The 26,234-nt window shown below is 63.5% G+C and carries 23 protein-coding genes; 9 read left to right on the top strand and 14 right to left on the bottom strand.

The window, feature by feature from the left end:
* From HMPREF9696_RS13505 to HMPREF9696_RS13495, 3 genes are read left to right on the top strand one after another with little or no spacing between them, the layout of a single operon-like run.
* The gene (locus tag HMPREF9696_RS13505; RefSeq protein ID WP_002713588.1) at positions 1–1,074 is read left to right on the top strand and encodes an iron ABC transporter substrate-binding protein; all 1,074 of its coding nucleotides are present in this window, start codon (positions 1–3) and stop codon (positions 1,072–1,074) included.
* The gene (locus HMPREF9696_RS13500; RefSeq protein ID WP_002713587.1) at positions 1,071–2,084 is read left to right on the top strand and encodes a FecCD family ABC transporter permease; all 1,014 of its coding nucleotides are present in this window, start codon (positions 1,071–1,073) and stop codon (positions 2,082–2,084) included. The genes HMPREF9696_RS13505 and HMPREF9696_RS13500 overlap by 4 nt, the downstream gene beginning before the upstream one ends.
* A complete protein-coding gene (locus HMPREF9696_RS13495; protein ID WP_002713586.1) occupies positions 2,084–2,857 on the top strand; it encodes an ABC transporter ATP-binding protein in 774 nt (257 codons plus the stop codon). Before HMPREF9696_RS13500 ends, HMPREF9696_RS13495 begins: the two co-directional genes overlap by 1 nt.
* Positions 2,858–2,912: 55 nt before the next feature.
* On the opposite strand, the gene HMPREF9696_RS13490 is transcribed toward HMPREF9696_RS13495, so the two are convergent.
* The gene (locus HMPREF9696_RS13490; RefSeq protein ID WP_002713585.1) at positions 2,913–3,800 is read right to left on the bottom strand and encodes a hypothetical protein; all 888 of its coding nucleotides are present in this window, start codon (positions 3,798–3,800) and stop codon (positions 2,913–2,915) included.
* 179 nt (positions 3,801–3,979) lie between these two features.
* Positions 3,980–4,822, bottom strand: a complete 843-nt coding sequence (locus HMPREF9696_RS13485; protein WP_002713584.1) for an acyl-CoA thioesterase — start codon at positions 4,820–4,822, stop codon at positions 3,980–3,982.
* 361 nt (positions 4,823–5,183) lie between these two features.
* On the opposite strand from HMPREF9696_RS13485, the gene HMPREF9696_RS13480 reads away from it, so the two are divergent.
* A complete protein-coding gene (locus HMPREF9696_RS13480) occupies positions 5,184–5,615 on the top strand; it encodes a hypothetical protein (protein ID WP_002713583.1) in 432 nt (143 codons plus the stop codon).
* Positions 5,616–5,618: 3 nt separating this feature from the next.
* Here HMPREF9696_RS13480 and HMPREF9696_RS13475 read toward each other — a convergent pair whose 3' ends face one another.
* The 4 genes from HMPREF9696_RS13475 to pyrE form a co-directional block, all read right to left on the bottom strand.
* Positions 5,619–6,410, bottom strand: a complete 792-nt coding sequence (locus HMPREF9696_RS13475) for a DUF2865 domain-containing protein (RefSeq protein WP_002713582.1) — start codon at positions 6,408–6,410, stop codon at positions 5,619–5,621.
* A 129-nt stretch (positions 6,411–6,539) separates the two neighbouring features.
* Positions 6,540–7,442, bottom strand: a complete 903-nt coding sequence (locus HMPREF9696_RS13470; protein WP_002713581.1) for a ketopantoate reductase family protein — start codon at positions 7,440–7,442, stop codon at positions 6,540–6,542.
* 29 nt (positions 7,443–7,471) lie between these two features.
* Positions 7,472–8,938 (bottom strand): sodium:proton antiporter, encoded by a 1,467-nt coding sequence (locus HMPREF9696_RS13465; protein WP_002713580.1) that lies wholly within the window; start codon positions 8,936–8,938, stop codon positions 7,472–7,474.
* A gap of 51 nt (positions 8,939–8,989) precedes the next feature.
* Positions 8,990–9,553: an orotate phosphoribosyltransferase gene (pyrE, locus tag HMPREF9696_RS13460; protein WP_002713579.1), complete on the bottom strand. Its 564-nt coding sequence runs from the start codon at positions 9,551–9,553 to the stop codon at positions 8,990–8,992.
* A 157-nt stretch (positions 9,554–9,710) separates the two neighbouring features.
* Here pyrE and HMPREF9696_RS13455 point away from each other — a divergent pair, with 157 nt between their 5' ends.
* Positions 9,711–10,337 (top strand): glutathione S-transferase family protein, encoded by a 627-nt coding sequence (locus HMPREF9696_RS13455; RefSeq protein WP_002713578.1) that lies wholly within the window; start codon positions 9,711–9,713, stop codon positions 10,335–10,337.
* A gap of 3 nt (positions 10,338–10,340) precedes the next feature.
* Here the strand turns inward: HMPREF9696_RS13455 and HMPREF9696_RS13450 are convergent, their stop codons facing one another.
* The 3 genes from HMPREF9696_RS13450 to HMPREF9696_RS13440 all read right to left on the bottom strand — a co-directional run bounded on the left by HMPREF9696_RS13450 (position 10,341) and on the right by HMPREF9696_RS13440 (position 15,345).
* Complete coding sequence (locus HMPREF9696_RS13450; RefSeq protein ID WP_002713577.1) at positions 10,341–10,961, bottom strand: LysE family translocator; 621 nt, start codon at positions 10,959–10,961, stop codon at positions 10,341–10,343.
* Between the two features lie 23 nt (positions 10,962–10,984).
* A complete protein-coding gene (polA, locus tag HMPREF9696_RS13445) occupies positions 10,985–14,059 on the bottom strand; it encodes a DNA polymerase I (protein WP_002713576.1) in 3,075 nt (1,024 codons plus the stop codon).
* 227 nt (positions 14,060–14,286) lie between these two features.
* A complete protein-coding gene (locus HMPREF9696_RS13440; protein ID WP_002713575.1) occupies positions 14,287–15,345 on the bottom strand; it encodes an acyltransferase family protein in 1,059 nt (352 codons plus the stop codon).
* A 141-nt stretch (positions 15,346–15,486) separates the two neighbouring features.
* On the opposite strand from HMPREF9696_RS13440, the gene HMPREF9696_RS13435 reads away from it, so the two are divergent.
* The 3 genes from HMPREF9696_RS13435 (at position 15,487) to HMPREF9696_RS13425 (ending at position 20,054) form a co-directional block, all read left to right on the top strand.
* Entirely contained in the window at positions 15,487–16,797 is a 1,311-nt protein-coding gene (locus HMPREF9696_RS13435; protein ID WP_002713574.1) for a UDP-glucose dehydrogenase family protein, read from the top strand.
* A 113-nt stretch (positions 16,798–16,910) separates the two neighbouring features.
* Entirely contained in the window at positions 16,911–19,382 is a 2,472-nt protein-coding gene (hrpB, locus tag HMPREF9696_RS13430; RefSeq protein WP_002713573.1) for an ATP-dependent helicase HrpB, read from the top strand.
* Positions 19,383–19,514: 132 nt separating this feature from the next.
* Entirely contained in the window at positions 19,515–20,054 is a 540-nt protein-coding gene (locus HMPREF9696_RS13425; protein WP_002713572.1) for a TIGR02281 family clan AA aspartic protease, read from the top strand.
* Between the two features lie 98 nt (positions 20,055–20,152).
* Here HMPREF9696_RS13425 and HMPREF9696_RS13420 read toward each other — a convergent pair whose 3' ends face one another.
* Positions 20,153–20,755, bottom strand: coding sequence for a DUF938 domain-containing protein (locus HMPREF9696_RS13420; RefSeq protein ID WP_002713571.1), 603 nt, complete (start codon positions 20,753–20,755; stop codon positions 20,153–20,155).
* A gap of 146 nt (positions 20,756–20,901) precedes the next feature.
* Between HMPREF9696_RS13420 and HMPREF9696_RS13415 the strand changes: the two genes are divergently transcribed.
* The gene (locus HMPREF9696_RS13415) at positions 20,902–22,401 is read left to right on the top strand and encodes a phosphomannomutase/phosphoglucomutase (protein WP_002713569.1); all 1,500 of its coding nucleotides are present in this window, start codon (positions 20,902–20,904) and stop codon (positions 22,399–22,401) included.
* Positions 22,402–22,523: 122 nt separating this feature from the next.
* Here HMPREF9696_RS13415 and HMPREF9696_RS13410 read toward each other — a convergent pair whose 3' ends face one another.
* The 4 genes from HMPREF9696_RS13410 to HMPREF9696_RS13395 all read right to left on the bottom strand — a co-directional run bounded on the left by HMPREF9696_RS13410 (position 22,524) and on the right by HMPREF9696_RS13395 (position 26,195).
* Positions 22,524–23,399 (bottom strand): LysR family transcriptional regulator, encoded by an 876-nt coding sequence (locus HMPREF9696_RS13410; protein ID WP_002713568.1) that lies wholly within the window; start codon positions 23,397–23,399, stop codon positions 22,524–22,526.
* Between the two features lie 8 nt (positions 23,400–23,407).
* Positions 23,408–24,481, bottom strand: a complete 1,074-nt coding sequence (locus HMPREF9696_RS13405; protein ID WP_002713567.1) for a YeiH family protein — start codon at positions 24,479–24,481, stop codon at positions 23,408–23,410.
* A 154-nt stretch (positions 24,482–24,635) separates the two neighbouring features.
* A complete protein-coding gene (locus tag HMPREF9696_RS13400; protein WP_002713566.1) occupies positions 24,636–25,145 on the bottom strand; it encodes an Lrp/AsnC family transcriptional regulator in 510 nt (169 codons plus the stop codon).
* Positions 25,146–25,238: 93 nt separating this feature from the next.
* On the bottom strand, positions 25,239–26,195 hold the full coding sequence (locus HMPREF9696_RS13395; RefSeq protein ID WP_002713565.1) for a sugar kinase: 957 nt from the start codon (positions 26,193–26,195) through the stop codon (positions 25,239–25,241).
* Positions 26,196–26,234: the final 39 nt, after the last annotated feature.

Genomic DNA, 26,234 nt, shown 5'->3' with positions numbered 1-26,234 from the left:
ATGACCCGCATTGACCGGCGATCGCTCATAGCTGGCGCCAGCATGATGTTGCTGGCGCGGCCGGCACTTGCTGCGCGCACGGTGACGGATTCCGCCGGACGGACGGTCGAACTGCCGGATCGGATCGGCAGGGTGTTCGCGGCAGGCGCGCCAGCCTCGGTAGTGGTCTATGCGATGCGGCCGGGGGCGCTGGCCGGCTGGCCGCGTGCGCTGCGCGCGGAGGAGCGTCCGTTCATCGCGCCTGAGCAGCGTGACCTCCCTGAAGTTGGCCTGCTGACCGGGCGTGGCGACACCGCCAACGTCGAGACCGTGCTGAAGATGAAGCCGGATCTGATCGTGGACTACGGGTCGGTGCGGCAGACCTTCGCGTCGCTGGCCGACAGCGTGCAGCAGCGCACCGGCATTCCCTATGTTCTGATCGACGGGCGATATGAGGCAACGTCCGCCTCGTTCCGGCTGCTGGGTACCATCTTCGGCGTGCCTGAACGTGGCGAGGCGCTTGCAAAGTATTCAGACGATCTGTTCAAGAGCCTTGAGTCGATGCGCAAGGACATTCCGGAGGATCAGCGTCCGCGTGTCTATCTCGCGCGCGGACCGGATGGCCTTGAGACGGGACTGCGCGGTTCGATCAACACCGAGATCATCGAACGGGCCGGCGGGCGCAATGTCGCCGACGCGCAGGACCAGCGGCGCGGCATCGCCAACGTGTCGCCCGAACAGCTTCTCGCTTGGAATCCGGATGTCATCGTGACCTGGGATCGCAATTTCCATGACAAGGTTGTCAAGGGCGGTGATTCACTCTGGCAGGGACTCAAGGCCGTCAAGGACGGCCGGGTTTATCTCGCGCCGACCGCGCCATTCGGCTGGATCGACCGGCCGCCGTCGATCAACCGGCTGATCGGGCTGCGCTGGCTGGCCCATCTGTTTCACGGCGCGCGCTTTTCGTTCGATATCCGGCAGGACACGCGCGCGTTCTACAAGCTGTTCTATCATGTCGATGTGAGCGATGCCGATCTCGACACGCTGATCGCATGGGCGGATGGCAAACCGCCCTCACTCCCGGCACGCCGATGATCGTGGCATCGCGGGTGTCCTGGATCATTCCCGGTCTCGCGGTTCTGGCGATTGCAGTTGCCGTGATCGGATTAACTGTCGGCGCATTTCCTATCACGCTCGATGGATTTCTTCGCGCACTCACCAATGTCTGGTCCGGCGATCTGCCGCAGACCGCCGAACAGCGTGTGCTGTTCGGGATTCGCGGCCCGCGCGTGCTGGCAGGACTGATTGTCGGAGCGTCGCTCGCAGGCGCAGGCGTGGCCTATCAGGGGCTGTTCAGAAATCCGCTGGTGTCGCCCGATGTGCTCGGCGTTTCGGCGGGTGCAGGCCTTGGCGCGGTGATCGGCATCTTCCTGTCGCTGCCGGTGTTTGCGATTCAGATTCTGGCCTTCGGCGGCGGTCTTGCCACGGTCGGGCTTGTCTATCTGATCGCGGTGTCGGTGCGTGGCCGCGATCCGACCCTGGTGCTTGTCCTGGGCGGCGTGGTTGTCGGCGCGCTCGCAGGCGCGGCGATCTCGCTGCTGAAAATTCTCGCCGATCCCTATGACCAGTTGCCCGCGATTACGTTCTGGCTGCTCGGCAGCCTCGCCAGCGTCCGCAGCGGCGATTTGTGGAATGTCATGCCCGCGGTGGTGATCGGCCTTGTGCCGCTTGTGCTGCTGCGCTGGCAGATCAACGTGCTGTCGCTCGGCGACGAGGAAGCCAGATCGCTCGGCGTGGAATCCGGCAGGCTACGAGTGATCGTGATCGCGGCGGCGACGCTCATCACCGCGAGTGTGGTGGCGATCTCCGGCGTGATTGGCTGGGTCGGCCTCGTCATTCCGCATATCGCGCGCATGCTGGTCGGTCCGAATTTTGAGCGGCTGCTGCCGGCGGCGATGCTGATGGGCGCGAGCTATCTCGTGCTGGTCGATACGCTGGCGCGTTCGCTCGGACGCATCGAGGTGCCGCTCGGCATTCTCACAGCGGTCGTCGGCGCGCCGTTCTTCCTGTGGCTCTTGTGGCGCGGCCGGCACGGGTGGTCGTGATGCGCCTGATCGCCCGCGATCTTGCCTTCGGTTATCCCGAGCGGCCTGTTGGCCGGAATCTGAATTTGACCGTCGAGACCGGCGAAGTGCTGTGCCTGCTCGGGCCGAACGGTTGCGGCAAGAGTACGCTGTTCAAGACGCTGCTCGGCCTTCTCTCTCCGCAGGGTGGCGATGTTTCGCTCGGCGGCGATGCGTTGTCCGGTTTGCCGCGTGCGGAGATTGCGCGCCGCGTCGCCTATGTGCCGCAGGCGCAGGACACCGCGTTTCCCTACACCGCGTCCGATCTGGTGCTGATGGGCCGGACCGCGCATCGCGGTGTGTTCGCAGCCCCGACCCGGGACGACCGCAAGATCGCGCAGGAGTCGCTGGCTGAACTCGGGATCGCCGAACTCGCCTCGCGCGAGGTGACAACACTGTCCGGCGGCCAGCGCCAGCTTGTGCTCGTCGCCCGCGCCATGGCGCAGGCCGCACCCTTGATCGTGATGGACGAGCCGACTGCAAGCCTCGACTTCGGCAATCAGGTCGCTGTTCTTGCCGAAATCCGCAAGCTGGCCGCGCGCGGCACCGGCGTCATTCTGTCGACCCACGATCCCGATCAGGCCTTTGCGGTGGCAAGCCGTGTCGCGCTGATGCAGGACGGTGTGATCGTCGCGCAGGGATCGCCGCCTGAGGTGCTCACCGCCGCGCGGCTCAAGGCGGTTTACGGTGTCGATGTCACGGTGGAGCGGCTTTCCGGCGGGCAGACCGTCTGCGTGCCGGTGTATCCCTCATGAATAAAGGGGCGGCCTTGCGGGCCGCCCCTTCTGTCTCAGACAATGGCGCCTGGTGTCAGCGCGCGGTCGCCGTCGTGGTGCCGGAGGTCTTGCCGGTAGCGACGTTGAGAACCGATCCGTTTTCGAGGTCGATGCGATAGACTTCGCGCAGCACGTTGCCGGCGAAACCAAGCTCGACAATGGAGACGGTCTTGAAGGTCACCGGAAGGCCGTCGGGCAGGATCTGGTTGAATTCGGCGGCAGCCTGATCCATGTCCTTCTGAAGCTCGGGCGTGAACTTCACATTGCTGTAGACCAGCGTGTTGTGCGGGTTGTGCGAGCGCAACTCCTTGCCGTCCTTCACCACGTTCACGCCGCTGACCCCAACAGTCTTCACCAGATCCTTCGCCGCATCGCTCATGGCGGCATAGACCGGGCCTGTGCAGCGCGGCAGCGGGCCGTCACGCAGCGGCGCAAGCGCGGCGGTGGCGGTGGTGTTGAACGCCATCATGGATTCAAAGCCGGCACCTTCCTTGACAATGCCGAGGTCCAGCCACCACGGCTGTCCGGCGCCCTTGGCGGCTTCGGTGGTGTAGAACTTCTTCAGCGTGACAGTGAGCACGCCCGGCAGCTTCGGCAGCGCCTTGAGCATTTTCTCCGGCGTGGTGGCGTCCGCGTTGTGAATATGCACGACCGTGACATGCGGGATGTTGGAGCGCTGGGCCTCGTCGTCGAGCTTCGCATTGAGCAGCTTCTCACGCAGCATGCCGCGCGTGGTCAGATCGAGGGTGTCGTTGACCTCCTTCGGCAGCGTGTAGACGAGGCCGAAGGTGCGCACATGCGGACGGAAGCCCGGCGAGGATAGCGAACTGTTGTCAATGTCGGCATGGGCTGTGACGGCAAACATGGATGCGGCTGTGGCGACGGCAACGGTCGCAAGGCGATGGGACAATTTCTGGATCATGGACAATCTCCGGTCATGTGTTGAGACATGCTCGCTTCAGCCGGAAAACGCGGTGGGACCGCAGACACATGCCGGATCGCGAGCAGGTGGCGGAACCATGGACTTTGAATATGACAGGGAGATTGGGGCGTCGCCGCCGCGCGCTGCGGCAATTCGCCCCTCTGGATAAATGCCGGGTGTCAGGCCTTGAAGTAGACCACCTGCGAGGTGGTGGCGAGCAGGCGGCCGGAAGGACTCCACAATTCGCCGGTCTGGTCGCTGAAGCTCTTGTGAAAGATGCTGGCGTCGGCGGCGCCCAGCACCGCGGTGGTGTTTTCCGCGGCAAGGTCCGCTGCGTCGGCGTGAAATACCGTGGTCATCGACACCGTTCCGATCGGCACGATGGCGCCCAGCACATGGAAGATGCGGGCGAAGAACGAGTCCGACATCGACAGCAGCGACAGAAAGTCGATGGGCCGCGGCTGCGTGTCACTCAGCCACATGCGCGAATAGGCGCTGGCGGGGGTGTCGTTCACTGTGTCGCTGTAGCTTGGCGCGCCTTCCACGAAACGGAATTGATATTGCTGCGCCCATGGAGCAACGAGGTTGTTAGGGATCGGCTTCACCTGATCGAACGGCGGCGCATCCGGCATGGTGGCCGCCTGATGCGACCACGAGGGACGGCGCGCCGCGAACACGGCGGTCATGAAAGTCGCGATCTCGCCATTCTGCAGAAGTTCGACCATCCAGTGCTGGGTCGAGCGTGTTGCTTTCATCAGCCGCACGGCAAGATCGAAGCTGCCATTGCCGACAGGCGCGCAGAAATTCACGGTGACCGACAGCGGATCGCCGATCCGTTCGGGTTGGATCAGGATCGCGCGCAGCATGGTCGCCGCCGTCGCGCCGCCGAACGGGCCGACAAAGGCGAAATAATCCGCGCTGGCTTCGCCGCGCCAGCCGCCATCCCCGGCGTGTACCTGTGTGGCGCGGTCGAACGGATGCACAGTGTCGCGCAGGGCGGTCTCGGGTGTCTTCTCAAGCATCAATGGCTCCCGTTTGCGGGACGCACTTTGCGCAGGATCGCGTTGGGTTCAATGACGTGGGAGGTAAAGGGGGCATGCACATTTGCCGCGAGTGAATTTGTGCATCTGACAGCAAGCGCGATGCCAGCGCGCGGATGAGCGCGACGCGTCGACACGCATATCTTTTGCATGTGCCGAATGGTTGAGCTCAAAAACGCGCTCAGGTGACCTTCGAGATCGCGGTCGCGCCTGTGCCGTCAACCGTGCGATTCAGCGAATTTGGAACAAATTAAGAACACTTTAGCAAGTCATTGATATATCATTGTGATTCGGCCCCTTCGGGCCACCATATCTAGGGCCTGTCTGAGGTTTCGAGGACTACATGTCCAATATCGCTTTCGACAACACGGCGCTGACGCGGATCGCGGACTTCGCCCGGACGCTCTCGCGCCTTCATGCCGCCGCGCGGACGCGGCCGGTGGATGACGACCACATCGACCGCGAGTTCAACGCGGTCTGCATGTCGGTGTGGGGCTACACCACCGACGACTTCAGCGATGACCTGTTCTCGCTGAAGGATCACGAATTTCTGGATTCGCTGGACGAGGCGCGGGCGCGCATCTTCGCCGCGGAGCACGGCTACGATCTGGTGGACGACACCGGCATTCTCACCGACTGGTGGGGCTATTGCTGGATGATCCTGGCCGAACATCGCGGCCTCCTGACGCCGGAGATCAAGGCGCGGGCGCGGATGGAGATGGAGGAAAAGTATCTCGCCGCGCCGAACGTGATCGGCGTCATCGTCGGGCGTTGAGGCTTACAGCGCGCGCCTGGCTTTCTGCGTCGCGATCTTCGGCAGCGTGGCGTCCGGCGCCATCGGCTGCGCATATTTCGGCTCGGGCACCGAGCCGGTAATGTCCTGCGACGAATAGGTGTCCTCGGGAAGTTCGGCGGTCACCGGCGCGACCTTCATCTCGCCGAGGCGCGCGCGCAGATCGGCGGTGAGGCCGGGATAGTTGTTCACCGGCGTGAACTGCGCGGTCTGGGTCGCGGCATTGGTGCCGGAATAGGCCACCAGTCCGCTCGACGTGGCGACGATATCGCCGGGGCGCAGCGTCGCGTCGAGGGAGAGATCGACCGGCGCAAGACCCGCCGGATCGCGGCCGTTGCAGGTGCAATCCGCCTTTAGCGCCTTGCGATAGGCAAAGGCATTCGGCGTATCGACATAACGCTCGCCCATATGGCCGACGGCATAGTCGATGCTGTTGCCGGAGAACACCTTGGTCTGGCTCGCGGGGCAGAACGCCTGGCACACCTGCGCCGGCGTGCCGCTGCCGCGCCCCGTCAGCGGGAAATAGCGGCCGTCGCAGGTGCGCACGCAATAAGTGGTGAAGCGCCCGCCGCCGGAGGAGGCGGACTGCGCAGGCGCAGGATTCGGTGTGGAGAGGCCGAACGGATCGGCAAAGGCGTTGCTGGGCTGCTGTTGCGGCTGGGCTTCCTGCCGCTGCGGCTTGTCGCCGCCGAACAGGAAATCGAAAATACCGGCGGATGCTGCCCCCGGTGCGAGCACCATTGGCATGGCCATCGCGACAGCGAGAACAAGCGTCATGCGACGCCGCATGCGCGAAATACGCAACTGTTTACGCAACTTATCGCCTCACTCACGCAACGCTTACGCGCGCTGCGGCGACGATCGCCGCAGCGTCAATGACCATAAGTCGTGATGGTAAACGCGAGGTTAGGAGTGAGATGGCCCGCGCGCTTCACGCGCCTTGACCATGACCTGAAGCGCGAGATTGGCCGGCGTCGGAATGCCCAGCGCCGCGCCTTTGCGGACCACATATCCGTTCAGATGGTCGATTTCGGTGGGTTTGCCGCGCATCAGGTCCTGCGCGGTCGATGAATACTGCTCCGGCATGGAGGCCGCGAGCGACAGGATCGAGTCGCGCAGTGTCGCGGGCAGGGGGATGTCCAGCGCCCGCGCGACTGTTTCGCACTCGCCGATCACGGCGCGCATCACGTCGGTGACGCCTTCGATTTGCAGCAGTGGGCCATAGGGGAGTTCGGCAACCGCCGACAGCGCGTTGTAGGCGCAGTTCGTGACCAGCTTCACCCACAATTCACTTGTGACCTTGTCCGAGACTGTCGTCGGTACGGCGGCCTCGCTGAATTGCCGCGCGATGTCGTCGCTTGCGGCAGAGGGGCCGATAATCAGTTCGCCGCGGCCGTTGTGTTTGACATGGCCGGGGCCTGCCATTTCGGTGGCGACATAAACCACGGCGGGAATTGCGATGCGCCCCGTCACCGCCCGCAGCCGCTCGGCATTGTCGACGCCGTTCTGGAGAGACAGGATCGCGGCCTCTGCTTTCAGGAATGGCGCGATGGCGCGGCCCGCGCTTTCGGTATCGGGCGACTTCACGCAGAACAAAACGACGTCGGCACCTTCAACGCCCGATGCGTCCGTCGTCGCCTGCATCGGGATGTGACCGGTGAAGGTCCGGCTTTCCAGCATCAGGCCATGGTGTCTGACGGCCTCGACATGCTGCGGCCGGGCAATCAGCGTGATGTCATGGCCTGCACGCGCCAGCATCGCGCCGAAATAGCAGCCGACCGCGCCGGCGCCCATCACCGCAACTTTCATCGGATCTCTCCGCTCGGTCTGTTCGCAGCTTACGGCCGGAAGAACAGGAATGTCGCCAGCACAAAGGTCGGGATCAGCACCAGCCCCGACCACACCATGTAGCCGAAGAAGCTCGGCATCTTCACGCCGGCCTGCCGCGCGATGGCATAGACCATGAAGTTCGGCGCGTTGCCGATATAGGTGTTGGCGCCCATATAGACCGCGCCGGAGGAAATGGCGGCCAACGTGGCGGCCTTCGCACCCATCAGCACTTGCGGATCGCCGCCGGCGAGCTGGAAGAACACCAGATAGGTCGGCGCGTTGTCGAGGAACGACGACAGGCCGCCGGTCAGCCAGAAATAGGCGGCGGAGTTGTCGCTGCCGTCGGCATTGGTGACAAGGCCGAGCAGCGGCGCGAACGGCCCCTGCGATCCGGCCTGAAGCATCGCCATCACCGGTACGATGCAGATGAAGATGCCTGCGAACAGGATCGCGACTTCCTGGATCGGTCCCCACGAAAAGCCGTTGGCCTTGCGATCAGTCTTGGCCGTCCATGCGAGGGATGCGAACACCACCACCACAAAGATCAGGTCACGGAGCAGGTCTTGAATTTCGAGCTCGACGCCAAAGACCTTGAACGCGATGCCGGGCTTCCACTGCGCGCTCATCAGGATGGCTCCGATAATCACCGCGATCAGCAGAAGATTGATCTTGCCATGCAGCTTGAGCGGCGAGTCCGGTGTCGGGTCCGTGCGGCGCGGAAAGCGCCCTTCGCGATGATGCAGAAAGACGTCGATCACGAGGAAGATGGCGAGCACGATGCCGCCGACCACCAGGGTCTCCAGCCAGAGATGCTGCGTGGTCCAGAAGAAGTCGACGCCTTTCAGGAATCCGATGAACAGCGGCGGATCGCCGAGCGGCGACAGCGCGCCGCCGATATTGGCGACAAGAAAGATGAAGAACACCACGACATGTGCATTGTATCTGCGGTCGTCGTTGGCGCGGATCAGCGGCCGGATCAGGATCATCGCCGCGCCGGTGGTGCCGACAATGCTGGCCATCACTGCGCCCACTGCAAGCAGCACGGTGTTGGTGAAGGCGCTGTCGTGCAGGTTGCCTTCAAGATAGATGCCGCCGGCGACCACGAATAGCGCGAGCAGCAGCAGGATGAACGGCATGTATTCCAGCAGCGCGGTATGCGCCAGCGTGGTGGTGACGGTGTGAACGTCCGCAGTCAGGGACAGCGGAACGACAATCAGCGCCGCCCACAGTGCGGTGAATTTGCCGAAATGATGCTCCCAGACATGGGGATAGAACACCGGGCCGGTGGCGATGCAGAGCAGGATACCGACGAACGGCAAGGCCCAGAGGATCGAGAGCTTGGCACCGTTCAGTCCTTCGGCGGCAAAGGCGGGCTCGGGAAGAAGGAACAGAAGACAGGCAAGCAGGCATGTCACGGCTGCACCGGAGATCGCTGAACCGTGTCGTCTCCGGCGGAGAGTGTGAAGTGCCTGCATCCTGATCCTCATGTCGTTGTTACGCGTTGGCCTGCCGCGTGCGGGGCATGATCAGCCCTTGAGAAATTCGCCCGCCTTGTAAAGCGAACGGAACGGGATGCCTGCCTCGGCAAACGCTTCCGTCGCGCCTTCGTCGCGGTCCACCATGGTGAACACCATGGCAACCTCGCCGCCGGCATCCTTCACGGCGTCCACGGCCTTGATCGCCGAGCCGCCGGTGGTGGTGACGTCTTCGACAATGACAATGCGCTTGCCTGCAAGGCTTTCCCCCTTGGCAAGGCCTTCGACCGCGAGCCGCGCACCATGCTCCTTCGGCTTCTTGCGCACGAAGAACGCGGCGATCGGCCGGCCCTTCAGCCAGGAAAGCTGTGCGATGGCGCCTGCGATCGGCACCGCGCCCATCTCCAGCCCGCCGATATAGTCGATCTGGTCGTCCTTCAGCGCATCCAGCGACAGTTCGGCGAGCAGGGCCGCGCCTTCCGGGTCCAGCATGGTCGGCTTGAGGTTGAAGTAGAAATCGCTCTTGCGGCCGGATGCCAGCGTGATTTCGCCGCGCCCGAACGAGCGTTTGCGGATGATGTCGGCAAGGCGGGCGCGGGAGGCTGATTTGGACAAGGCGATCTCTTCGAGCTATGGGGGATTTCACGGATGTTACGGCATGATCCGGAGCGGGGGAACCGCTTTCGGGCGGTTATGCCGGGCAGGACTGGCGTGGAGATTCCACAGCGGATCGCTCACCGTCAACAGCGCAAGACCAATAAAAGGGGAGCAAATGACCATCGACTTCTATGCGTGGAATACGCCGAACGGCCGCAAGATCAGTGTCGCACTCGAGGAGATGGGGCTGCCCTACAAGGTCCATCCCATCAACATTTCAAAGGACGAGCAGTTTGCGCCGGATTTCCTGAAGATCAGCCCCAACAATAAGATCCCCGCCATCGTCGATCCGGAGGGGCCGCACGGCAAGCCGGTCAGCATTTTCGAGTCGGGCGCCATCCTGCTGTATCTCGGCGAGAAGACCGGACAGTTTCTGCCGCAGGATCTGGGCGAGCGCATTCCGGTGCTGGAATGGCTGATGTGGCAGATGGGCGGCTTCGGGCCGATGCCCGGACAGGTGCATCACTTTATCGCACTCGAAAACGAGCAGGACCGCCGCTACGGGCTGGAGCGCTTTTCCAAGGAAACGCGCAGGCTCTATGGTGTGCTGGACCGGCGGCTGGCCGAGCATGAATTCGTCGCCGACCGGATTTCGGTGGCGGATTTCGCGATTATCGGCTGGGCATGGCGGCATGAACGCCACAAGGTGCCGCTGGAAGAGTTCCCGCACGTCAAGCGCTGGTACGAGGCGATGATGGCGCGACCCGGCGTCAAGCGCGGGTTTGAGGTGAAGCTGGGATAGCTCTCAGCGGCTGGTGCTGAAGGCGAACCAGACGGCAATCGCCGCCAGCAGCACGGCAAGCACCCGGCGAACCGTGCGGCGCTGCGCCGGTGTTGCGATCACGCGCTGCAGCCGCGAGGCGAGCAGCACGATGGTGAGATGGATCGCGGTGGCGATGCCGACATAGATCGCCGACAGCATCAGCGTCTGCGCTGCAACTGCGCCTTTGCCGATCTGGATGAAATCCGGCAGCACGGCGACATAGAACACTGCGGCCTTCGGATTGAGGAGGTTGGTGATCAGCCCGCGCTGGAATGCGGTCCATGGATTGATCCCGCCATCGACCGCGTCGGGAGATACTTCGCGCTCGGCGGCCCATGCCTCCCATGCCAGCCAGAGCAGATAGACGACGCCGCCCCAGCGCAGCGCTTCATAGAGAAAGCGCGAGTTGTCGATAATGGCGCTGAGGCCGAGCGAGGCCGCCACACCATAAACCGCAAGACCGAGCGCGATCCCTGCAACCGCTGCCAGACCCGCGCGCACGCCTTGCGAGAGCGACAGCGCAGCGAGATAGGCCATGTTCGGCCCCGGGGTGATCTCGATCACAAGGCAGGTCAGCGCGAAGGCGAGCAGGGAGGGGGTCACGTGCTACAGCCTCGCGCCAGCCATCAATGCGCTTCGTCCCAGTTGCTCGCTGCTCTTGCATCGACTTGCAGCGGCACCGACAGCGACACCGCCGGGAATGGCGCGTCCTGCATCACATGCTGGATCACCGGCAGCGTCGCCGCCACCTCGTCCTCGGGCACCTCGAAGATCAGTTCGTCATGCACCTGCAGTAGCATCTGCGCCGACAGCTTGTGCTCCGCGAGCGTATCCTCCATCCGGATCATGGCGCGGCGGATGATATCGGCGGCGGAGCCTTGCAGCCGCGCGTTGATGGCGGCGCGCTCGTTGAACGAGCGGATCGACGGATTGCTGGCCTTGATGTCCGGGTAGTGACACTTGCGGCCGAAGATAGTTTCGACATAGCCGTTCTCGCGGCAGAAGTCGCGCGTCGCATCCATATACGCGCGGATGCCGGGGAAGCGCTCGAAATACTTCTTGATGTAAGCGCCGGCCTCTTCGCGCGGAATGCCGAGCTGGTTGGCAAGGCCGAACGCCGAGATGCCGTAGATGATGCCGAAGTTGATCGCCTTGGCGCGGCGGCGCACTTCGCCCGGCATGTCCTTGATCGGCACGCCGAACATTTCCGACGCCGTCATGGCGTGAATGTCGAGCTTGTCGTGGAACGCCTGCTTGAGCGAGGGAATGTCGGCGATCTCCGCCAGCAGTCGCAATTCGATTTGAGAATAGTCCGCCGAGACGAGCTTGTGGCCCCTGGTGGCGATAAAGGCCTTGCGGATCTTGCGGCCGTCCTCGGTGCGCACCGGAATGTTCTGCAGGTTCGGCTCGTTGGAGGACAGCCGCCCCGTCGTGGTTGCCGCGAGCGCGTAGGTGGTGTGAACACGCTGGGTCTGCGGATTGACGTATTCCGGCAGCGAATCCGTGTAGGTGGATTTCAGCTTGGTGACCTGCCGCCATTCGAGCACGCGGGCGGGGAATTCATGCCCGGCCTCGGCGAGTTCGTCGAGGATTTGCGCCGAGGTGGACCATGCACCGGTCTTGGTTTTCGCGCCGCCCGGCAGCCCCATCTTGCCGAACATGATGTCGCCGAGCTGCTTCGGGCTGCCCGGATTGATCGGCTCACCCGCCATCTTCTGGATGTCGGCCTCGACCCGCGCGGCGGTCTGGGCGAATTCGCCGGACAGGCGCGACAGCACTTGTCTGTCGATGGAAATTCCGCGCCGTTCCATGCGCGCCAGCACCGGCACCAGCGGACGCTCCAGCGTCTCGTACACGGTGTTGACGCGATAGGCCAACAGGCGCGGCTTCAGCACGCGCCAGAGTCTGAACGCGACATCCGCGCGTTCGGCGGCGTATTCTGCGGCCTTCTCAATCGGCACCTGATCGTAGGTGATGCGGCTCTTGCCGCTGCCGACAAGATCGCCGAAGCCGATGGTTTTGTGGCCGAACCAGCTCTCGGCCAGCGATTCCTGATCGTGTTTCGCGCGGCCTGCATCCAGCACATAGGAAATCAGGATGGTGTCTTCGACCGGCGCCATGGCGATGCCGTGCTGGGCGAGCACCACGGTGTCGAACTTCAGATCATGGCCGATCTTGAGCACGCCGGCGTCGGTAAGCAGCGGATTGAGCACAGCCAGCGCGTCTGCGGTCTTGATCTGGTCCGGCGCGAGGCCGCCCGCGAACAGGCCCGCACCGTCGCCGGGCTTGGTATGCCCGAGCGGGATGTAGCAGGCCTCACTGACACCGGTGGCCAGCGAGATGCCGGTGATCTCGGCCTGCATCGGATCGGTACTCGCCGTTTCGACCGTAAGTGCGAGCTGACCGCTATCGAAGGCGCGCGCGGTCCAGCGCTTCAATTCGTCGAGGCTCTTGATCGTCGCGTAAGCGGCGCGGTTGAACTTTGCGCCGCGCGCTTCCTCGGCGCGGGCATCGGCCAGCGCTTTCGGAGTCTGCGGGCCGCTGTTGCCTGCGGTCTGCTTCGGCTTTGCAGAACCCGCCCATTGGCCGGCGGTTGAGGATGGACTTTTTCCAAACAGGTCCGGCTCGCCGCCCAGCGGCGGCGTTGCGGCTGATTCGGCAGGGGCGTCGGTGCGTGCGGATGCACTCTTTGTGTTGGTGTCGGCTTCGACATCCGACGGATCGATCTGGGAATACTCAGCCACGCGCCGCGTCAGCGTCGAGAATTCCATCGCCTTGAGGAACGCGATCAGCTTGCGCGAATCCGGTTCATGAACGGCGAGGTCGTCCAGCGGGACGTCGAGCTTCACCTTGTCGTCGAGTTGCACCAACTGACGGGAGATGCGCGCCTTCTCGGCGTGTTCGATCAGCGACTCGCGCCGCTTCGGCTGCTTGATCTCGGGGGCGCGCTTGAGCAGGGTTTCGAGATCACCGTATTCGGTGATAAGCTGTGCCGCGGTCTTGATGCCGATGCCCGGCACGCCCGGCACGTTGTCGACCGAGTCGCCCGCCAGCGCCTGCACCTCCACCACCTTCTCGGGCGGCACGCCGAATTTCTCGATCACCTCCGGAATGCCGATGCGGCGATCCTTCATGGTGTCGTACATCGACACGCAATCGGTCACCAGTTGCATCAGGTCCTTGTCGGAGGACACGATGGTCGCCGTCGCGCCGCGCTCGCAGGCCTCGCGTACATAGGTTGCAATCAGGTCGTCGGCCTCGAAGCCGATCTGTTCCAGACACGGCAGGTCGAAGGCGCGGACCGCTTCGCGGATCAACGCGAATTGGGGAATCAAATCGTCCGGGGCAGCCGGACGCTGCGCCTTGTACTCGGGATAGAGCTTGTTGCGGAAGGTGACCTCGGACTTGTCGAAGATAATGGCGAGATGGGTCGGCCGGTTGTCCGGCGGCATGTCGCGCATCAGCTTCCACAGCATGTTGCAGAAGCCGAGCACGGCATTGACCTGTAGACCGTCCGACTTGCGGTTCAGCGGCGGCAGGGCGTGATAGGCGCGGAAGATATAGCCCGAGCCATCCACCAGAAAGACGTGATCGCCGCGGCGAGGCGCATTGGCTGTCGCCGTTGCGGGCTTGGCCGTTGCAGGCTTCGCGGCGGGTTTCGTGGCGGGCGATTTCGCGGGGGACGCAGGCTTTTTGGGCATGGGCGCAATTTAGGGATTTTGGCCGCGATTGACACCCCTTTGCGGGGCAGATGCGCACGGGATTCTTTGCCGCCATTCCCGAAAATCGGCGTCGTCCCCGCGCAGGCGGGGACCCATACTCCCTGCACTCTCAATTTGACGTGGATACCGGAGTTACTTACTCGCTATTGCCATGACGTTTGGTGGTTATGGGTCCCCGCCTGCGCGGGGACGACGTCACACTGAACTTACTCCGCCGCCTGAAGGGCGGGGCGTTTCTGCTTCGGCGCGATCCAGAACATCTCCGGCCGCTCGAACAGGAAGTTGAGCCCGGCGCGCCTGGCGCCCCACCACATCAGGACGGCGCCGGTCACGCCCGCGACGGTGTCGATCAGTGAGACCACGCCGATATCGGCGATGATGCCGGTCTTCAGCAGCACCACGCGGGTGACCGCCATCGGCAGGAAGAAGGCGAGGTAGATCACGATGGAATGCTCGCCGCAGTAACGCACGAAGCCGAGCCAGTTGGCGCGCGCCAGCAGCGCGCCGGTAACGATCACGGCGCAGGCGCCGGCGAACCCGAGCACCAGCGAAATGACCGGCCGGTCGCCAAAGCCTGCGAACACCAGAACGCCGTTGGCGATGGCCCATGCGGCGAGGCCGAGCAGTGCAGCGCTTGGCTTTTCCTGAGCCCGGCTGGCGAGCGCGAACACGTAGTTGGCGAACAGATAGCCGGAATAGAAATACACAAACCGCGCGGCGAATTCGTCGATCACGGTCCAACCGGTGGACACATGCATGGCCTCAAGCCCGGCGGCGATGAGCCAGATCAGCGGCGCAGGAATGCGCAGCGTGGCTTTGGTCACGACGAAGAAAATGGGCAGCAGGTAGATGAACCACAGCGTGCCGAACGGCTCGATGAAAGATTGCAGATACATGACACCGACATGGGCCCAGCCCTGTTCGGCGGCGAAAGCGGGCGCCTTGAAGCCGAACTGGATCGTGACCCACAGCACATAGAAGTAGGCGAAATGGACCACCTTGCGGTCCAGATAGGTGCGCCAGTCGCGGCCGATCACCCGTGCCAGGAAAAGACCCGAAATCAGGAAGAAATCCGGCATCCGGAACGGCCTTGCAAACTCGACGAACAGGTGCATGAAGCCCTGTTTGCCCGCCGCCGCCTCGACGCCCAGCGTCGAATGCATCATGACGACCATGACAATGCAGATGCCCTTGGCGTAATCGACCCAGTCGATCCGCTCGGAGGCGGGCAGGGCGCGTGCGCCGGATGTGCCGTTGCTGTTCATGGTGTCCCGTTTCGGTCCAGTTGCGCGCCATCCTGATGCGCAGGGGTTTCATTCTCCTTTATTCATACAAATGTTGTGCCCCCTTCACGCGGATTTGCGCTAAAAGCCCCGCGAAACGGAACATCGTTAACGAGGCGGTATATGCGGATTGCCATGATCGGCACGGGGTATGTGGGGCTGGTGTCCGGCGCCTGTTTTGCGGACTTCGGCCATCGCGTGACCTGCGTCGATACCGACGCCAGCAAGATCGACGCCCTGAACCGGGGCGAAATCCCGATTTTCGAACCGGATCTGGATCGGCTGGTCGCGGATTCGGTCAGTGCAGGGCGGCTCGATTTCACCACCGATATTGCGGGTCCCGTCGGCAAGGCGGATGCCGTGTTTATCGCGGTCGGCACGCCGTCCCGGCGCGGCGACGGCCATGCCGACCTGACCTATGTCCACGCCGCGGCGCGCGACATCGCAAGGGCCGTGCAGGGCTTCACCGTCGTTGTCACCAAGTCCACCGTGCCGGTCGGCACCGGCGACGAGGTCGAGCGCATCATCCGCGAAACCAATCCGCAGGCCGATGTGGCGGTGGCGTCCAATCCGGAATTCCTGCGCGAGGGCGCGGCGATCCGCGACTTCAAGCATCCGGACCGCATCGTGGTCGGCACCTCCGATGAGCGTGCGCGAAAAGTTCTCGGCGAGGTCTATCGCCCGCTCTATCTCAATCAGGCGCCGATCATGTACACGGAGCGGCGCACGGCGGAACTGATCAAGTACGCCGCAAATGCTTTTCTCGCCACCAAGATCACCTTCATCAACGAGATGGCGGATTTGTCGGAAAAAGTCGGCGCCGACGTGCAGGAAGTTGCACGCGGCATCGGCCTAGACAACCGCATCGGCTCGAAGTTTCTCAACGCCGGTCCCGGTTTCGGCGGCTCATGCTTTCCGAAGGATACCCGCGCGCTGGTGAAGACGGCGCTGGATCATGACGTGCCGCTGCGCATTGTCGAGGCGGTGCTCGCGGTGAACGACAACCGCAAGCGCGCGATGGCGCGCAAGGTCGCAGGCGCGCTCGGCGGCAACCTGCGCGGCAAGACCATCGGCATCCTCGGCCTGACCTTCAAGCCGGACACCGACGACATGCGTGAAGCGCCGTCGATCCCGCTCATCACGGGTCTGCTCGATCTCGGCGCGAAGGTGCGGGCCTACGATCCGGAAGGCATGGATCAGGCGAAAGGCGAACTGCCCGAGATCACCTATTGCGAAGACCCTTATGCTGTTGCGAAGGACGCCGACGCGCTGGTGATTGTCACCGAGTGGCGCCAGTTCCGCGCGCTCGACCTGAAGCGCCTCAAGCGCGAGATGGCCAATCCCGTGATGGTGGACCTGCGCAACATCTATCGCCGCGATGAGATGGAGGCGCTCGGCTTCATCTATGAGAGCGTCGGGCGGGGCGCGGTCTAAGCCCTGGACAGTTAGACGTCATTGCGAGGAGCACTTGCGACGAAGCAATCCAGCTTTTCTCAAAAGTGGATTGCTTCGCTTCGCTCGCAATGACGGTTATACCTATTACGATGATGAACTTCTCCACGCCTCTTCCCATCGACGCTGTCCTCGATGACCTGACAGCGGCGCTTGCGCGCAGCAGCACCGCCGTGTTGGTGGCGCCGCCGGGCGCGGGCAAGACGACGCGCGTGCCGTTGGCGCTGCTGGATGCGGAGTGGACCGCTAAAAAGAAGATCATCGTGCTGGAGCCGCGCCGGATCGCGGCGCGTGCCGCCGCCGAACGCATGGCGCAAACGCTCGGCGAAAAGGTTGGCGACACTGTTGGCTATCGCGTGCGATTTGGCTCGAAGGTTTCACGGGCCACGCGGATCGAGGTGGTGACCGAAGGCATTTTCACCCGCCAGATTCTGGACGATCCTGAACTCAACGGCATCGCCGCCGTACTGTTCGACGAATTCCATGAACGCTCGCTCGATGCAGACCTCGGTCTTGCACTCGCGCGTGATGCGCAAACAGGACTGCGCGAGGACTTACGCATTCTTGTGATGTCGGCGACGCTCGACGGCGCGCGCGTTGCCAAGCTGCTCGGCCATGCGCCTGTGATCGAAAGCGAAGGCCGCGCATTCCCCGTCGAGACGCGTTATCTCGGCCGCAAGCCGGACGTGCAGATTGAACGCCAGATGGCGGATGCGATTGCGACGGCGTTGCGTGCGGAGACTGGCTCGGTGCTGGCGTTCCTGCCGGGTGCAGCGGAAATCCGCCGCACCCAGAATTTTCTCGCCGAGCGCGTCAGCGATCCGAACACGGAAATTGTTCCGCTGTTCGGCGCGCTTGACGCCGGCGTGCAGGACCGCGCCATCTCGCCGCCGCCCAAGGGCCAGCGCAAGGTGGTGCTGGCGACCTCGATTGCGGAAACCTCGCTGACCATCGAGGGCGTGCGCATTGTGGTGGATTCCGGCATGGCGCGCGTGCCGCGCTATGAGCCGGACATCGGCCTCACGCGGCTCGAAACCATCCGCGCCTCACGCGCAGCCGTAGACCAGCGCCGGGGCCGCGCGGGCCGCACCGAGCCTGGTATCTGTTACCGGCTGTGGGACGAGCCGCAGACCGCGTCGCTGGAGGCTTACACCCGGCCCGAGATTCTCTCGGCCGACCTGTCGTCGCTGGTGCTCGATCTGGCGCATTGGGGCGCGAGCGATCCAGCGGCGCTGGCGTTCCTCGACCCGCCGCCGTTGCCGGCAATGACCGAAGCGCGCAATCTTCTTCGCGAACTGAATGCGCTGGATGAGACAGGCCGGATTACGCCGGAAGGCAACAGCCTGCGTGCGCTGGCATTGCCGCCGCGCCTTGCGCGCATGATCGTGGATTCGCATCGGCTCGGTTCGGGGGACGAGGCTGCGTTGATCGCGGCGATCCTCACCGAGCGCGGTCTTGGCGGCGACAGCGCCGACCTCGATGCGCGTCTCGATCTTTTCCGCCGTGATCGGTCGCAGCGGGCGCAAAGCGCGCGGCAACTGGCCGAGCGCTGGGCGAAGCAGGTGGCGGCGAATGAGCCGTTCGATGTGGCGGATCGTTCGCTTTCGACCGGCCTCATGCTCGCGCTCGCCTTCCCGGATCGCGTGGCCCGCAATCGCGGCAATGGATCGTTCGTGCTGGCCAACGGACGCGGCGCGAGCATTGAGCAAACCTCCGCGCTCGCGAAGTCGCCTTATATCGCTGTGGCCGAACTGACCGGCACGGCAGCGAACGGACGTATCTTGCTGGCGGCGCCGATCACGCAAAGCGAAATCGAGCAGCAGTTCGCCGATCATATCCAGAGCGATGACGAGATCACCTTCGATCGCGCCGCGATGGCGCTGCGCGCCCGGCGCCGGAAGAAGCTGCATGCCGTCACGCTCTCCGAGCAGACGTTGCCGGTGTCGCCGTCGGCGGAAACCGCGCGCGTGCTGGCCGATGGTCTGATCGCGGCGGGTATCGAGCGGCTGCCCTGGTCGAAGGCGCTCAAGCAATGGCGCGACCGCGTGATGTTTTTGCGCGCGGCGTCTCCCGAAGACTGGCCCGATTTGTCCGACAGCGCATTGGCGGAGACGCGCGCGGACTGGCTGGTGCCTGCGCTGTTCAACAAGACCTCGCTGGCGGGTTTTTCCGCGGGCGATTTCTCCGATGCGCTGATGAATCTGTTGCCATGGGATGCGCGCGCCAAACTCGACCACGAAGCGCCGACCCATTTCGAGGCGCCGACCGGAACCTCGTTGCCGATTGATTATGAAGCCGAGCAGGGGCCGACCATTGCGGTGAGGCTGCAGGAACTGTTCGGGCTCAACACCCATCCTTCCATTGCGAAGGGCAAAATCCCGCTGGTGCTGGAACTGCTGTCCCCCGCGCACCGCCCGGTTCAGGTGACGCGCGATCTGCCGGGTTTCTGGCGCGGGTCGTATGCCGCCGTGCGCTCCGACCTGCGCGGGCGCTATCCGCGCCATCCCTGGCCGGAAGACCCGGCTTCGGCGCTGCCGACACGCCGGGTCAAGCCGCGCGGCACCTGAGAATTAACCCTTCCCTCACCCTTATTTCGGAAAAAGCCGTCTTTGCGGGGGCGGGGACGATCAAGCTTCGGCCTGCCGTGAAGAGGTTCGCGTAAGGTTCGCGCGGGACCGGGTGAGTACAGGTGTAGGCGTATGCGTAGCATCTTGATTCTGGCGGCCATGCTGATCGTGTTCGGAACGTCCATGGCCAAGGTCGCGGACACCATGACCAGCGAACGGGCGCAGGCCAAGGCCGTGGACAAGTCGCGGGCGATGAATGCTTTCGCCTCGGTGCAGCCGCAGACCAGCGGAAATTCCGGCCGCCGCAGTGTCACTCTTTCGCGAGACAGCCGCGGGCACTTCCAGACCGATGCCCGTGTCGAGGGCCGCCGTCTCGGCTTCATGGTCGATACCGGCGCGTCGGTGATTGCGCTGAATGAATCCTCCGCCGCGCAGATCGGCGTTCGCCCGCGCCCGAGCGATTACACCGCCAATGTCTCGACCGCCAACGGTTCGATCAAGGCCGCGCGCACGCGGCTGGCGATGGTCGATATCGGCGGCCTCGTGGTGCGTGATGTCGATGCGCTGGTGCTGCCGGATGAAGCGCTGTCGGAAAACCTGCTCGGCATGTCGTACCTGTCGAAGCTGCGCCGGTTTGAAGTGGCGAACGGCAAGCTGGTGATGGAGCAGTAGGACGCTTGCTGCGGCGTTATTGCGAGGAGCACTTGCGACGAAGCAATCCAGCTTCGTGCCCGCCGCTCTGGATTGCTTCGCTCCGCTCGCAATGACGACTACACTCGCCGGAAAACCACGCTCAGATTGTTCGCCGGCATTTCGGTGATCTCCGGCCCTGAAAATCCCTCATCGCGCGCCAGCGCAGCAACAGTCTCGAGATCGCGCAGGCCCCATTCTTCATTCCGTGCCTTCAGGCTTTCGTCGAACGCCTCATTGCTCGGCGCGGTAACCACATCGGCGCGGCGATACGGCCCGTAGAGATAGAGCGGCGCACCTGCGGGCAGCAGTCTCGCCGCGCCGTGAAACAGGCCTTCGCTCGCGCGCCATGGCGCAATGTGGATCATGTTGATGCACAGGATGGCGTCCGTTGCATGGACCGGCCAATGGCCGGACGCCGCGTCCAGCATCACCGGTGGCCGGATGTTTTTCAGGCCGCTGTCTTGGCTCCACGCCACAATGCTCTGGAGCGCCGCATCCTCGGGATCGGACGGCTGGAAGGTCAGGTTTGGAAACGCCCCCGCGAAATGCACCACATGCTCGCCCGATCCGCTGGCGATTTCCAGCACAGACCCGGAGGCGGGGAGAACCCTGCGCAGCACGGCGAGAATGGCGTCGCGGTTGCGCGCGGTGGCGGGATACTCAAGACGGTGGTCGGTCATGGCGTGCTCGACGTGAATGCGGGTTAAACAGGGCCGCTGCCAATATGCCGCAATTCGCTCCTAAATGCGTGGCTCCCGCCTTTCCACAGTTCCACGCATTCGCTAAAGCTGCTGGATATTGCCCGCCCTGCCATGAGGCCCCCTGAATGTTTCCGAAGCCCAAGCCCGAACTGATTCCGAATACCTATGCCTATGAATCCGAGCCGATGGTGAAGGCGACCGGCTTCCGCGAATACGACGCGCGCTGGCTGTTTGGCAAGGAAATCAACCTGATGGGCATTCAGGCGCTGGGCATGGGCCTCGGCACCCTGATCGCCGAGATGGGCCAGAAGCAGGAGATCGTCACCGCGCACGATTTCCGCAGCTATTCCGCCTCGATCAAATACGCACTGATCTCGGGACTTCTGGCCTCCGGCTGCAGGGTCCATGACATCGGCCTTGCGGTGACGCCGATGGCGTATTTCGCGCAGTTCGATCTCGACGTGCCGTGCGTCGCGATGGTTACCGCCTCGCACAACGACAACGGCTGGACCGGCGTGAAGATGGGCGCCAACCGTCCGCTCACCTTCGGGCCGGACGAGATGAATCGCCTCAAGGAAATCGTGCTCAACGCCGATTTCAAGCTGAAGCCCGCTGGCGGCTATCAGTTCCACGAGAATTTCCCGACGCGCTACATCGCCGACCTCACCAACCGTACGAAGCTGAAGCGCAAGCTGAAGGTGGTGGTCGCGTGCGGCAACGGCACCGCGGGTGCGTTCGCGCCGCAGGTGATGGAAGCGATCGGCTGCGAGGTGATCCGCCTCGACACGGAACTGGATCACACCTTCCCGAAATACAATCCCAATCCCGAGGACATGGAAATGCTCCATGCCATTCGTGACGCCGTGCTGGAGCACAAGGCCGATGTCGGCCTCGGCTTTGACGGCGACGGCGACCGTTGTGGCGTGGTCGATAACACCGGCGAGGAAATCTTCGCCGACAAGGTCGGCGTGATGCTGGCGCGCGACATGTCCGCGATTCACAAGAACGCGCAGTTCGTGGTGGACGTCAAATCGACCGGCCTCTTTGTGACGGACCCGGTGCTGCAGAGCCAAGGCGCGCACGCGACCTACTGGAAGACCGGCCATTCCTACATGAAGCGCCGCACCCATGAATTGAAGGCGCTGGCGGGCTTCGAGAAGTCCGGCCACTTCTTCTTCAACGCGCCGATCGGCCGCGGCTATGACGACGGTCTCGTCTCGGCGATTGCCGTGTGCGAGATGCTGGACCGTGCGCCGGGCAAGACCATGGCGGACCTGAAGGACGCCCTGCCGAAAACCTGGTCGTCGCCGACCATGTCGCCGCACTGCTCCGATGAGACCAAGTATGGAATCGTTACGCAGGTAGTGAAGCATTTCGAGGATGTGAAGGCCAAGGGCGGCAAGGTCGCCGGTCAGCCGATCCGCGATCTCGTCACCGTCAACGGCGTGCGCGTGACCTGCGAGGACGGAAGCTGGGGTCTGGTGCGCGCATCATCCAACAAGCCGGAGCTTGTGGTGGTGGTCGAAAGCCCGGTGTCCGAGAAGCGGATGCGCGACATGTTCGAGGCGATGGACTCAGTGCTGCGCACCCATCCGGAAGTCGGCGAGTACAATCAGAAGATCTGACGCACGAGTCGTTCTGCTGTCGTCATGCCGGCCCTGTGCCGGGCCTATATGTCTTGAAAATCGATCGACAAGGAAGACGTGGATGGCCGGGACAAGCCCGGCCATGACGGATGGTTCGTGGGTCATCCGATCAGCTTCACAAACTCCTTGTCTGCCCGGGTCTGGTGCCGCTCCTTGTGGCGCAGCAGATAGAAGCTGCGCGAGGGCAGCGGCAACTTGAGCGCGACCAGCGCGCCCGATTTCAGCGTGTTCTCCGCCACCAGCTTCGAGAGAACGGTTGCGCCGCTGCCCGCGATCACGGCGCCGCGGACCGATTCATTGGACGGTAGTTCGAGCGCGATCCGAGTATCGTTTTTCTTCAGCCCGAGTTCGGCCAACGCCATCTCAAAAACCTTGCGCGTGCCGGAGCCCTGCTCGCGCGCGATCCATTCGGAGGCTTTCAGCTCGTTCAGCGTTGCCGTGCGTTTCCTTGCCCATGGATGCGAAGCGCCGACCACCAGCACAAGTTCGTCCTCGGCAACGACGCGCGACGACAACGCTGGCGCATCGACCTTGCCCTCGGCAAATCCGAGATCGGCGCGGCCGTCCAGCAGCCATGCCGCCACCTGCTCGGTGTTGCCGATCTTCAGGTCCAGCGCGATGCCGGGATATAGCGAATGGTAACGCTGGATCAGCGGCGGCAGCCAGTAGTTGCCGACGGTCTGGCTGGCAGCGAGTGCCAGCGATCCGAGCTTCAGCCCTGCGAGATCGTCAAGCATGGCTTCGGCGGCGGCGGAACGGGCCAGCACCGCGCGCGCTTCGGTCAGAAAGAGTTTTCCCGCCGAGGTCAGCTTGATGTTGCGTCCAACGCGGTCGAACAGGCGGACGGCATGACGCTCCTCCAGCGCGGCGATCGCCGCGCTGGTCGCCGATTGCGTCAGGTGCAGCGTCTCCGCTGCTCGGGTCATATGCTCCTGCTCCGCGACTGCGACGAAGATCCGCAACTGCTCCAGCGTCATGAACTCTCCTAGGTCGTGATCTTCACCAGCATCAGGCTGAATGTCGCGATGAAGAGGAAGGCCGCGGCACCGAGCAGCAGCGGCCGCAGGCCCTTGGCGCGAAGTTTTGCAATGTCGGTCTCCAACCCCATCGCCGCCAGCGCCATGGTCAGCAGGATCGTCGTGATGGTGATGATCGTGCCTTTCACGTCCGGCGGGATCGCGACGATGCTGTTGACGCCCACCAGTGCGGCAAAGCCCAGCACGAACCACGGCATCGGCGGACGCGGGCTGGCGTGTGCCGCACCGGGCGTCCGGTTGCGCCGGGTGGCCAGCAAGCCGAGCGCAATCACCACCGGCGCCAGCATCGCAACCCGCGAGAGCTTTGCGATGGTCCCGAATTCGCCGGCCTGCTTGCCGTCCTGAAACGCGGCGGCGATCACCTGCGCGATCTCGTGAATCGACGCGCCGCTCCACAGGCCATAGGCGCGCGGGTCGAGATGAAGCAGGCCGGGCAGCAGCGGATAGACGAACATCGCGATCGATCCGAATACGGTGACGCAGGCCACCGCATAGGCGACATCCTCGTCATGCGCGTAGGTGACGGTGTTGGTGGCGATGACGGCGGATGCACCGCAGATGGAGGTGCCGGCCGCGATCAGTTGCGTGAGGCCCCTCTCGACACCCAGCAGACGGCCAAGCCATGTCGTGAACACGAATGTCGCGATCAGCGTCAACGCGATCACCGCAAGTCCAGCCGCGCCGACCTCGGCGATCTGCGCCGCGGTCAGTTGCAGGCCGAGCAGGATGATGGCGAAGCGCAGAATCTTGCGCAGGGTGAATGTCACGCCTGGTTTTGCGCGTGCCGGTGTTCCGATCACATTGTGAAACAGCATCCCGATGACAATGGCGATGATCAGCGGACTGAAGGCCGAAACCGCCGGGACTTCGCGCAGGCCGAAGGCTGCGGCGGTGATCAGGCCGGTGAGCAGCAATCCGGGCCAGATGCCGGATGCGAGAGAAGTCCCATGCGGGCTGTCCTCGTGGGCAGCGGGCGCGGTTGTTTTGCCTGGATGCGGCAGGTGCAGCGATTGTGTCGTCATGGCCGAACTCCGGTTTCCGGCCGGATTATCGAAGATAGCGAATAATCAATCCAACTGATTATATATGTTATTTCAATCGTAAAAAACGATCAATCGGGCCAGACGAAAGCCGCCGGCTTTGACCGGCGGCTTTCCGCGAAACCGATACGGCAGATTATGCCGCCGTCAGAGCAGGCACCGGCAGCGCGGTCACCGACTTGATCTTCTCCATCGCAAAGCGCGAGGTCACATTTTTCAACGCCACGGCACTGATGAGCTTCTTGTAGAAAATGTCGTAGCTCTGCATGTCCGCGACCACCACGCGCAGCATGTAATCGACATCGCCGGCCATGCGGTAGAATTCCATCACTTCGGGCATGGCGCTGACGGCATCAGCGAATTTCTTCAGCCAGGCGTCGGAATGGTCGCCGCTCTCCACCGAGACGAACACGGTGATGCCGAGGCCGATCTTGTTCTGATCGACCAGCGCCACGCGGCGCAGGATGATGCCTTCCGCCTCCATGCGCTGAATCCGCTTCCAGCACGGCGTGGAGGAAAGGCCGACGCGGTCACCGATTTCGGCGACCGAGAGCGAGGCGTCGTCCTGCAGAACGGTCAGAATTTTGCGGTCGATGGCATCGAGTCGGCGCGGAGCATCAATCGGCGCGACGGCAAGGTCAGACATCAAAAGAACTTTCTTCTATAATTGAGGGTTAAATACCTCATAGATAGAAAATCATTCTCAGGCAAGCCCAAATCAGTGGCTTTTAGAGACCCTCTACCCGCTTGCGCCCGCCAGATTTGTGCTCAAAAACTCTTCAACTTCAATGCGTTGAGGCGAACCGAACGCGCCGCCGAACCGGGTGCATTTCAGCGCCGCGGTGGCAGACGCGAATCGCATCGCCTGCTCCAGCGGCATGTCCTCGGCGACGCCAAGGGCAAACGCTCCATGAAAGGCGTCGCCTGCGCCCAGCGTGTCCACGACGTGGACCGGAAAGGCCGGCATCTGGCGCGGCTCGCCCTGCGGATCGAGCCAGATCACGCCTCTCGCACCGGAGGTGACGCCGAGCAGAGCCGGGGTCACCTGCGCGAGCTTGCGCAACGCGGTGACGTCATCGCTTTCGCCGGCGGTGGCATGCAGCGCCTCCGCCGAGAAAATGATGTGCGACGCGACCTGCAGCAATCCCTCGCGCATCGACATCATGCGGTCGCCGTCGATGATCACAGGAATGCCGCGGCGTTGCGCTTCCGCGCAAACATCGGTGCCGAATTCGGCGCAACGGCTTTCGATCAGGACGGCGGCGCAATCGGCGAGCAGGGTTTCTGTCGGGGGCAGGGTGACGGTCCACAGTTTCGGGTCGCGGAACGTGGCAATGGTGCGCTCGCCGCTCGGATCGATCAGCACGCTCGAAATCGGAGTCACCACGTCATCCACGGTCACAAGCCCGCTGGTGTCGATGCCTTCGCTTCTGAACTGGTCGTCGATGATCGCATTGCTCGCAGCCAGCGCCCCGCCGATCGGGCCGGTCAGCAGAACGCGGCCGCCGAGGCGCGAGATGGAAATCGCCGCATTGGGCGAGTTGCCGCCCGCGATTTCGGCGAAGGCGCTGGCGTATTCCTTCTGACCGCGCGCGGGCACTTCCGGAACGCGGAAAATGAGATCGCGCACCGGCATACCGATGCAGACGATGCGTGGGGATGCCGTGCGCTCTTGATGGGGGCTGTTCGCTGACACTGAACCTCGCGTGAAATGGTCATGACTTGCCGTGACCGG

The organism is Afipia clevelandensis ATCC 49720 (genome assembly GCF_000336555.1).
GTDB classification, from domain to species: domain Bacteria; phylum Pseudomonadota; class Alphaproteobacteria; order Rhizobiales; family Xanthobacteraceae; genus Afipia; species Afipia clevelandensis.
This window is presented reverse-complemented; position numbering and strand designations above follow the sequence as displayed.

What these genes read in the sequence shown, in the direction of transcription:
- HMPREF9696_RS13505 (WP_002713588.1), top strand. Translation starts at nt 1, where the DNA reads ATGACCCGCATTGACCGGCGATCGCTCATAGCTGGCGCCAGCATGATG.
- HMPREF9696_RS13500 (WP_002713587.1), top strand. Translation starts at nt 1,071, where the DNA reads ATGATCGTGGCATCGCGGGTGTCCTGGATCATTCCCGGTCTCGCGGTT.
- HMPREF9696_RS13495 (WP_002713586.1), top strand. Translation starts at nt 2,084, where the DNA reads ATGCGCCTGATCGCCCGCGATCTTGCCTTCGGTTATCCCGAGCGGCCT.
- HMPREF9696_RS13490 (WP_002713585.1), bottom strand. Translation starts at nt 3,800, where the DNA reads ATGATCCAGAAATTGTCCCATCGCCTTGCGACCGTTGCCGTCGCCACA.
- HMPREF9696_RS13485 (WP_002713584.1), bottom strand. Translation starts at nt 4,822, where the DNA reads ATGCTTGAGAAGACACCCGAGACCGCCCTGCGCGACACTGTGCATCCG.
- HMPREF9696_RS13480 (WP_002713583.1), top strand. Translation starts at nt 5,184, where the DNA reads ATGTCCAATATCGCTTTCGACAACACGGCGCTGACGCGGATCGCGGAC.
- HMPREF9696_RS13475 (WP_002713582.1), bottom strand. Translation starts at nt 6,410, where the DNA reads ATGACGCTTGTTCTCGCTGTCGCGATGGCCATGCCAATGGTGCTCGCA.
- HMPREF9696_RS13470 (WP_002713581.1), bottom strand. Translation starts at nt 7,442, where the DNA reads ATGAAAGTTGCGGTGATGGGCGCCGGCGCGGTCGGCTGCTATTTCGGC.
- HMPREF9696_RS13465 (WP_002713580.1), bottom strand. Translation starts at nt 8,938, where the DNA reads ATGCAGGCACTTCACACTCTCCGCCGGAGACGACACGGTTCAGCGATC.
- HMPREF9696_RS13455 (WP_002713578.1), top strand. Translation starts at nt 9,711, where the DNA reads ATGACCATCGACTTCTATGCGTGGAATACGCCGAACGGCCGCAAGATC.
- polA (WP_002713576.1), bottom strand. Translation starts at nt 14,059, where the DNA reads ATGCCCAAAAAGCCTGCGTCCCCCGCGAAATCGCCCGCCACGAAACCC.
- HMPREF9696_RS13440 (WP_002713575.1), bottom strand. Translation starts at nt 15,345, where the DNA reads ATGAACAGCAACGGCACATCCGGCGCACGCGCCCTGCCCGCCTCCGAG.
- HMPREF9696_RS13435 (WP_002713574.1), top strand. Translation starts at nt 15,487, where the DNA reads ATGCGGATTGCCATGATCGGCACGGGGTATGTGGGGCTGGTGTCCGGC.
- hrpB (WP_002713573.1), top strand. Translation starts at nt 16,911, where the DNA reads ATGAACTTCTCCACGCCTCTTCCCATCGACGCTGTCCTCGATGACCTG.
- HMPREF9696_RS13425 (WP_002713572.1), top strand. Translation starts at nt 19,515, where the DNA reads ATGCGTAGCATCTTGATTCTGGCGGCCATGCTGATCGTGTTCGGAACG.
- HMPREF9696_RS13420 (WP_002713571.1), bottom strand. Translation starts at nt 20,755, where the DNA reads ATGACCGACCACCGTCTTGAGTATCCCGCCACCGCGCGCAACCGCGAC.
- HMPREF9696_RS13415 (WP_002713569.1), top strand. Translation starts at nt 20,902, where the DNA reads ATGTTTCCGAAGCCCAAGCCCGAACTGATTCCGAATACCTATGCCTAT.
- HMPREF9696_RS13410 (WP_002713568.1), bottom strand. Translation starts at nt 23,399, where the DNA reads ATGACGCTGGAGCAGTTGCGGATCTTCGTCGCAGTCGCGGAGCAGGAG.
- HMPREF9696_RS13405 (WP_002713567.1), bottom strand. Translation starts at nt 24,481, where the DNA reads ATGACGACACAATCGCTGCACCTGCCGCATCCAGGCAAAACAACCGCG.
- HMPREF9696_RS13400 (WP_002713566.1), bottom strand. Translation starts at nt 25,145, where the DNA reads ATGTCTGACCTTGCCGTCGCGCCGATTGATGCTCCGCGCCGACTCGAT.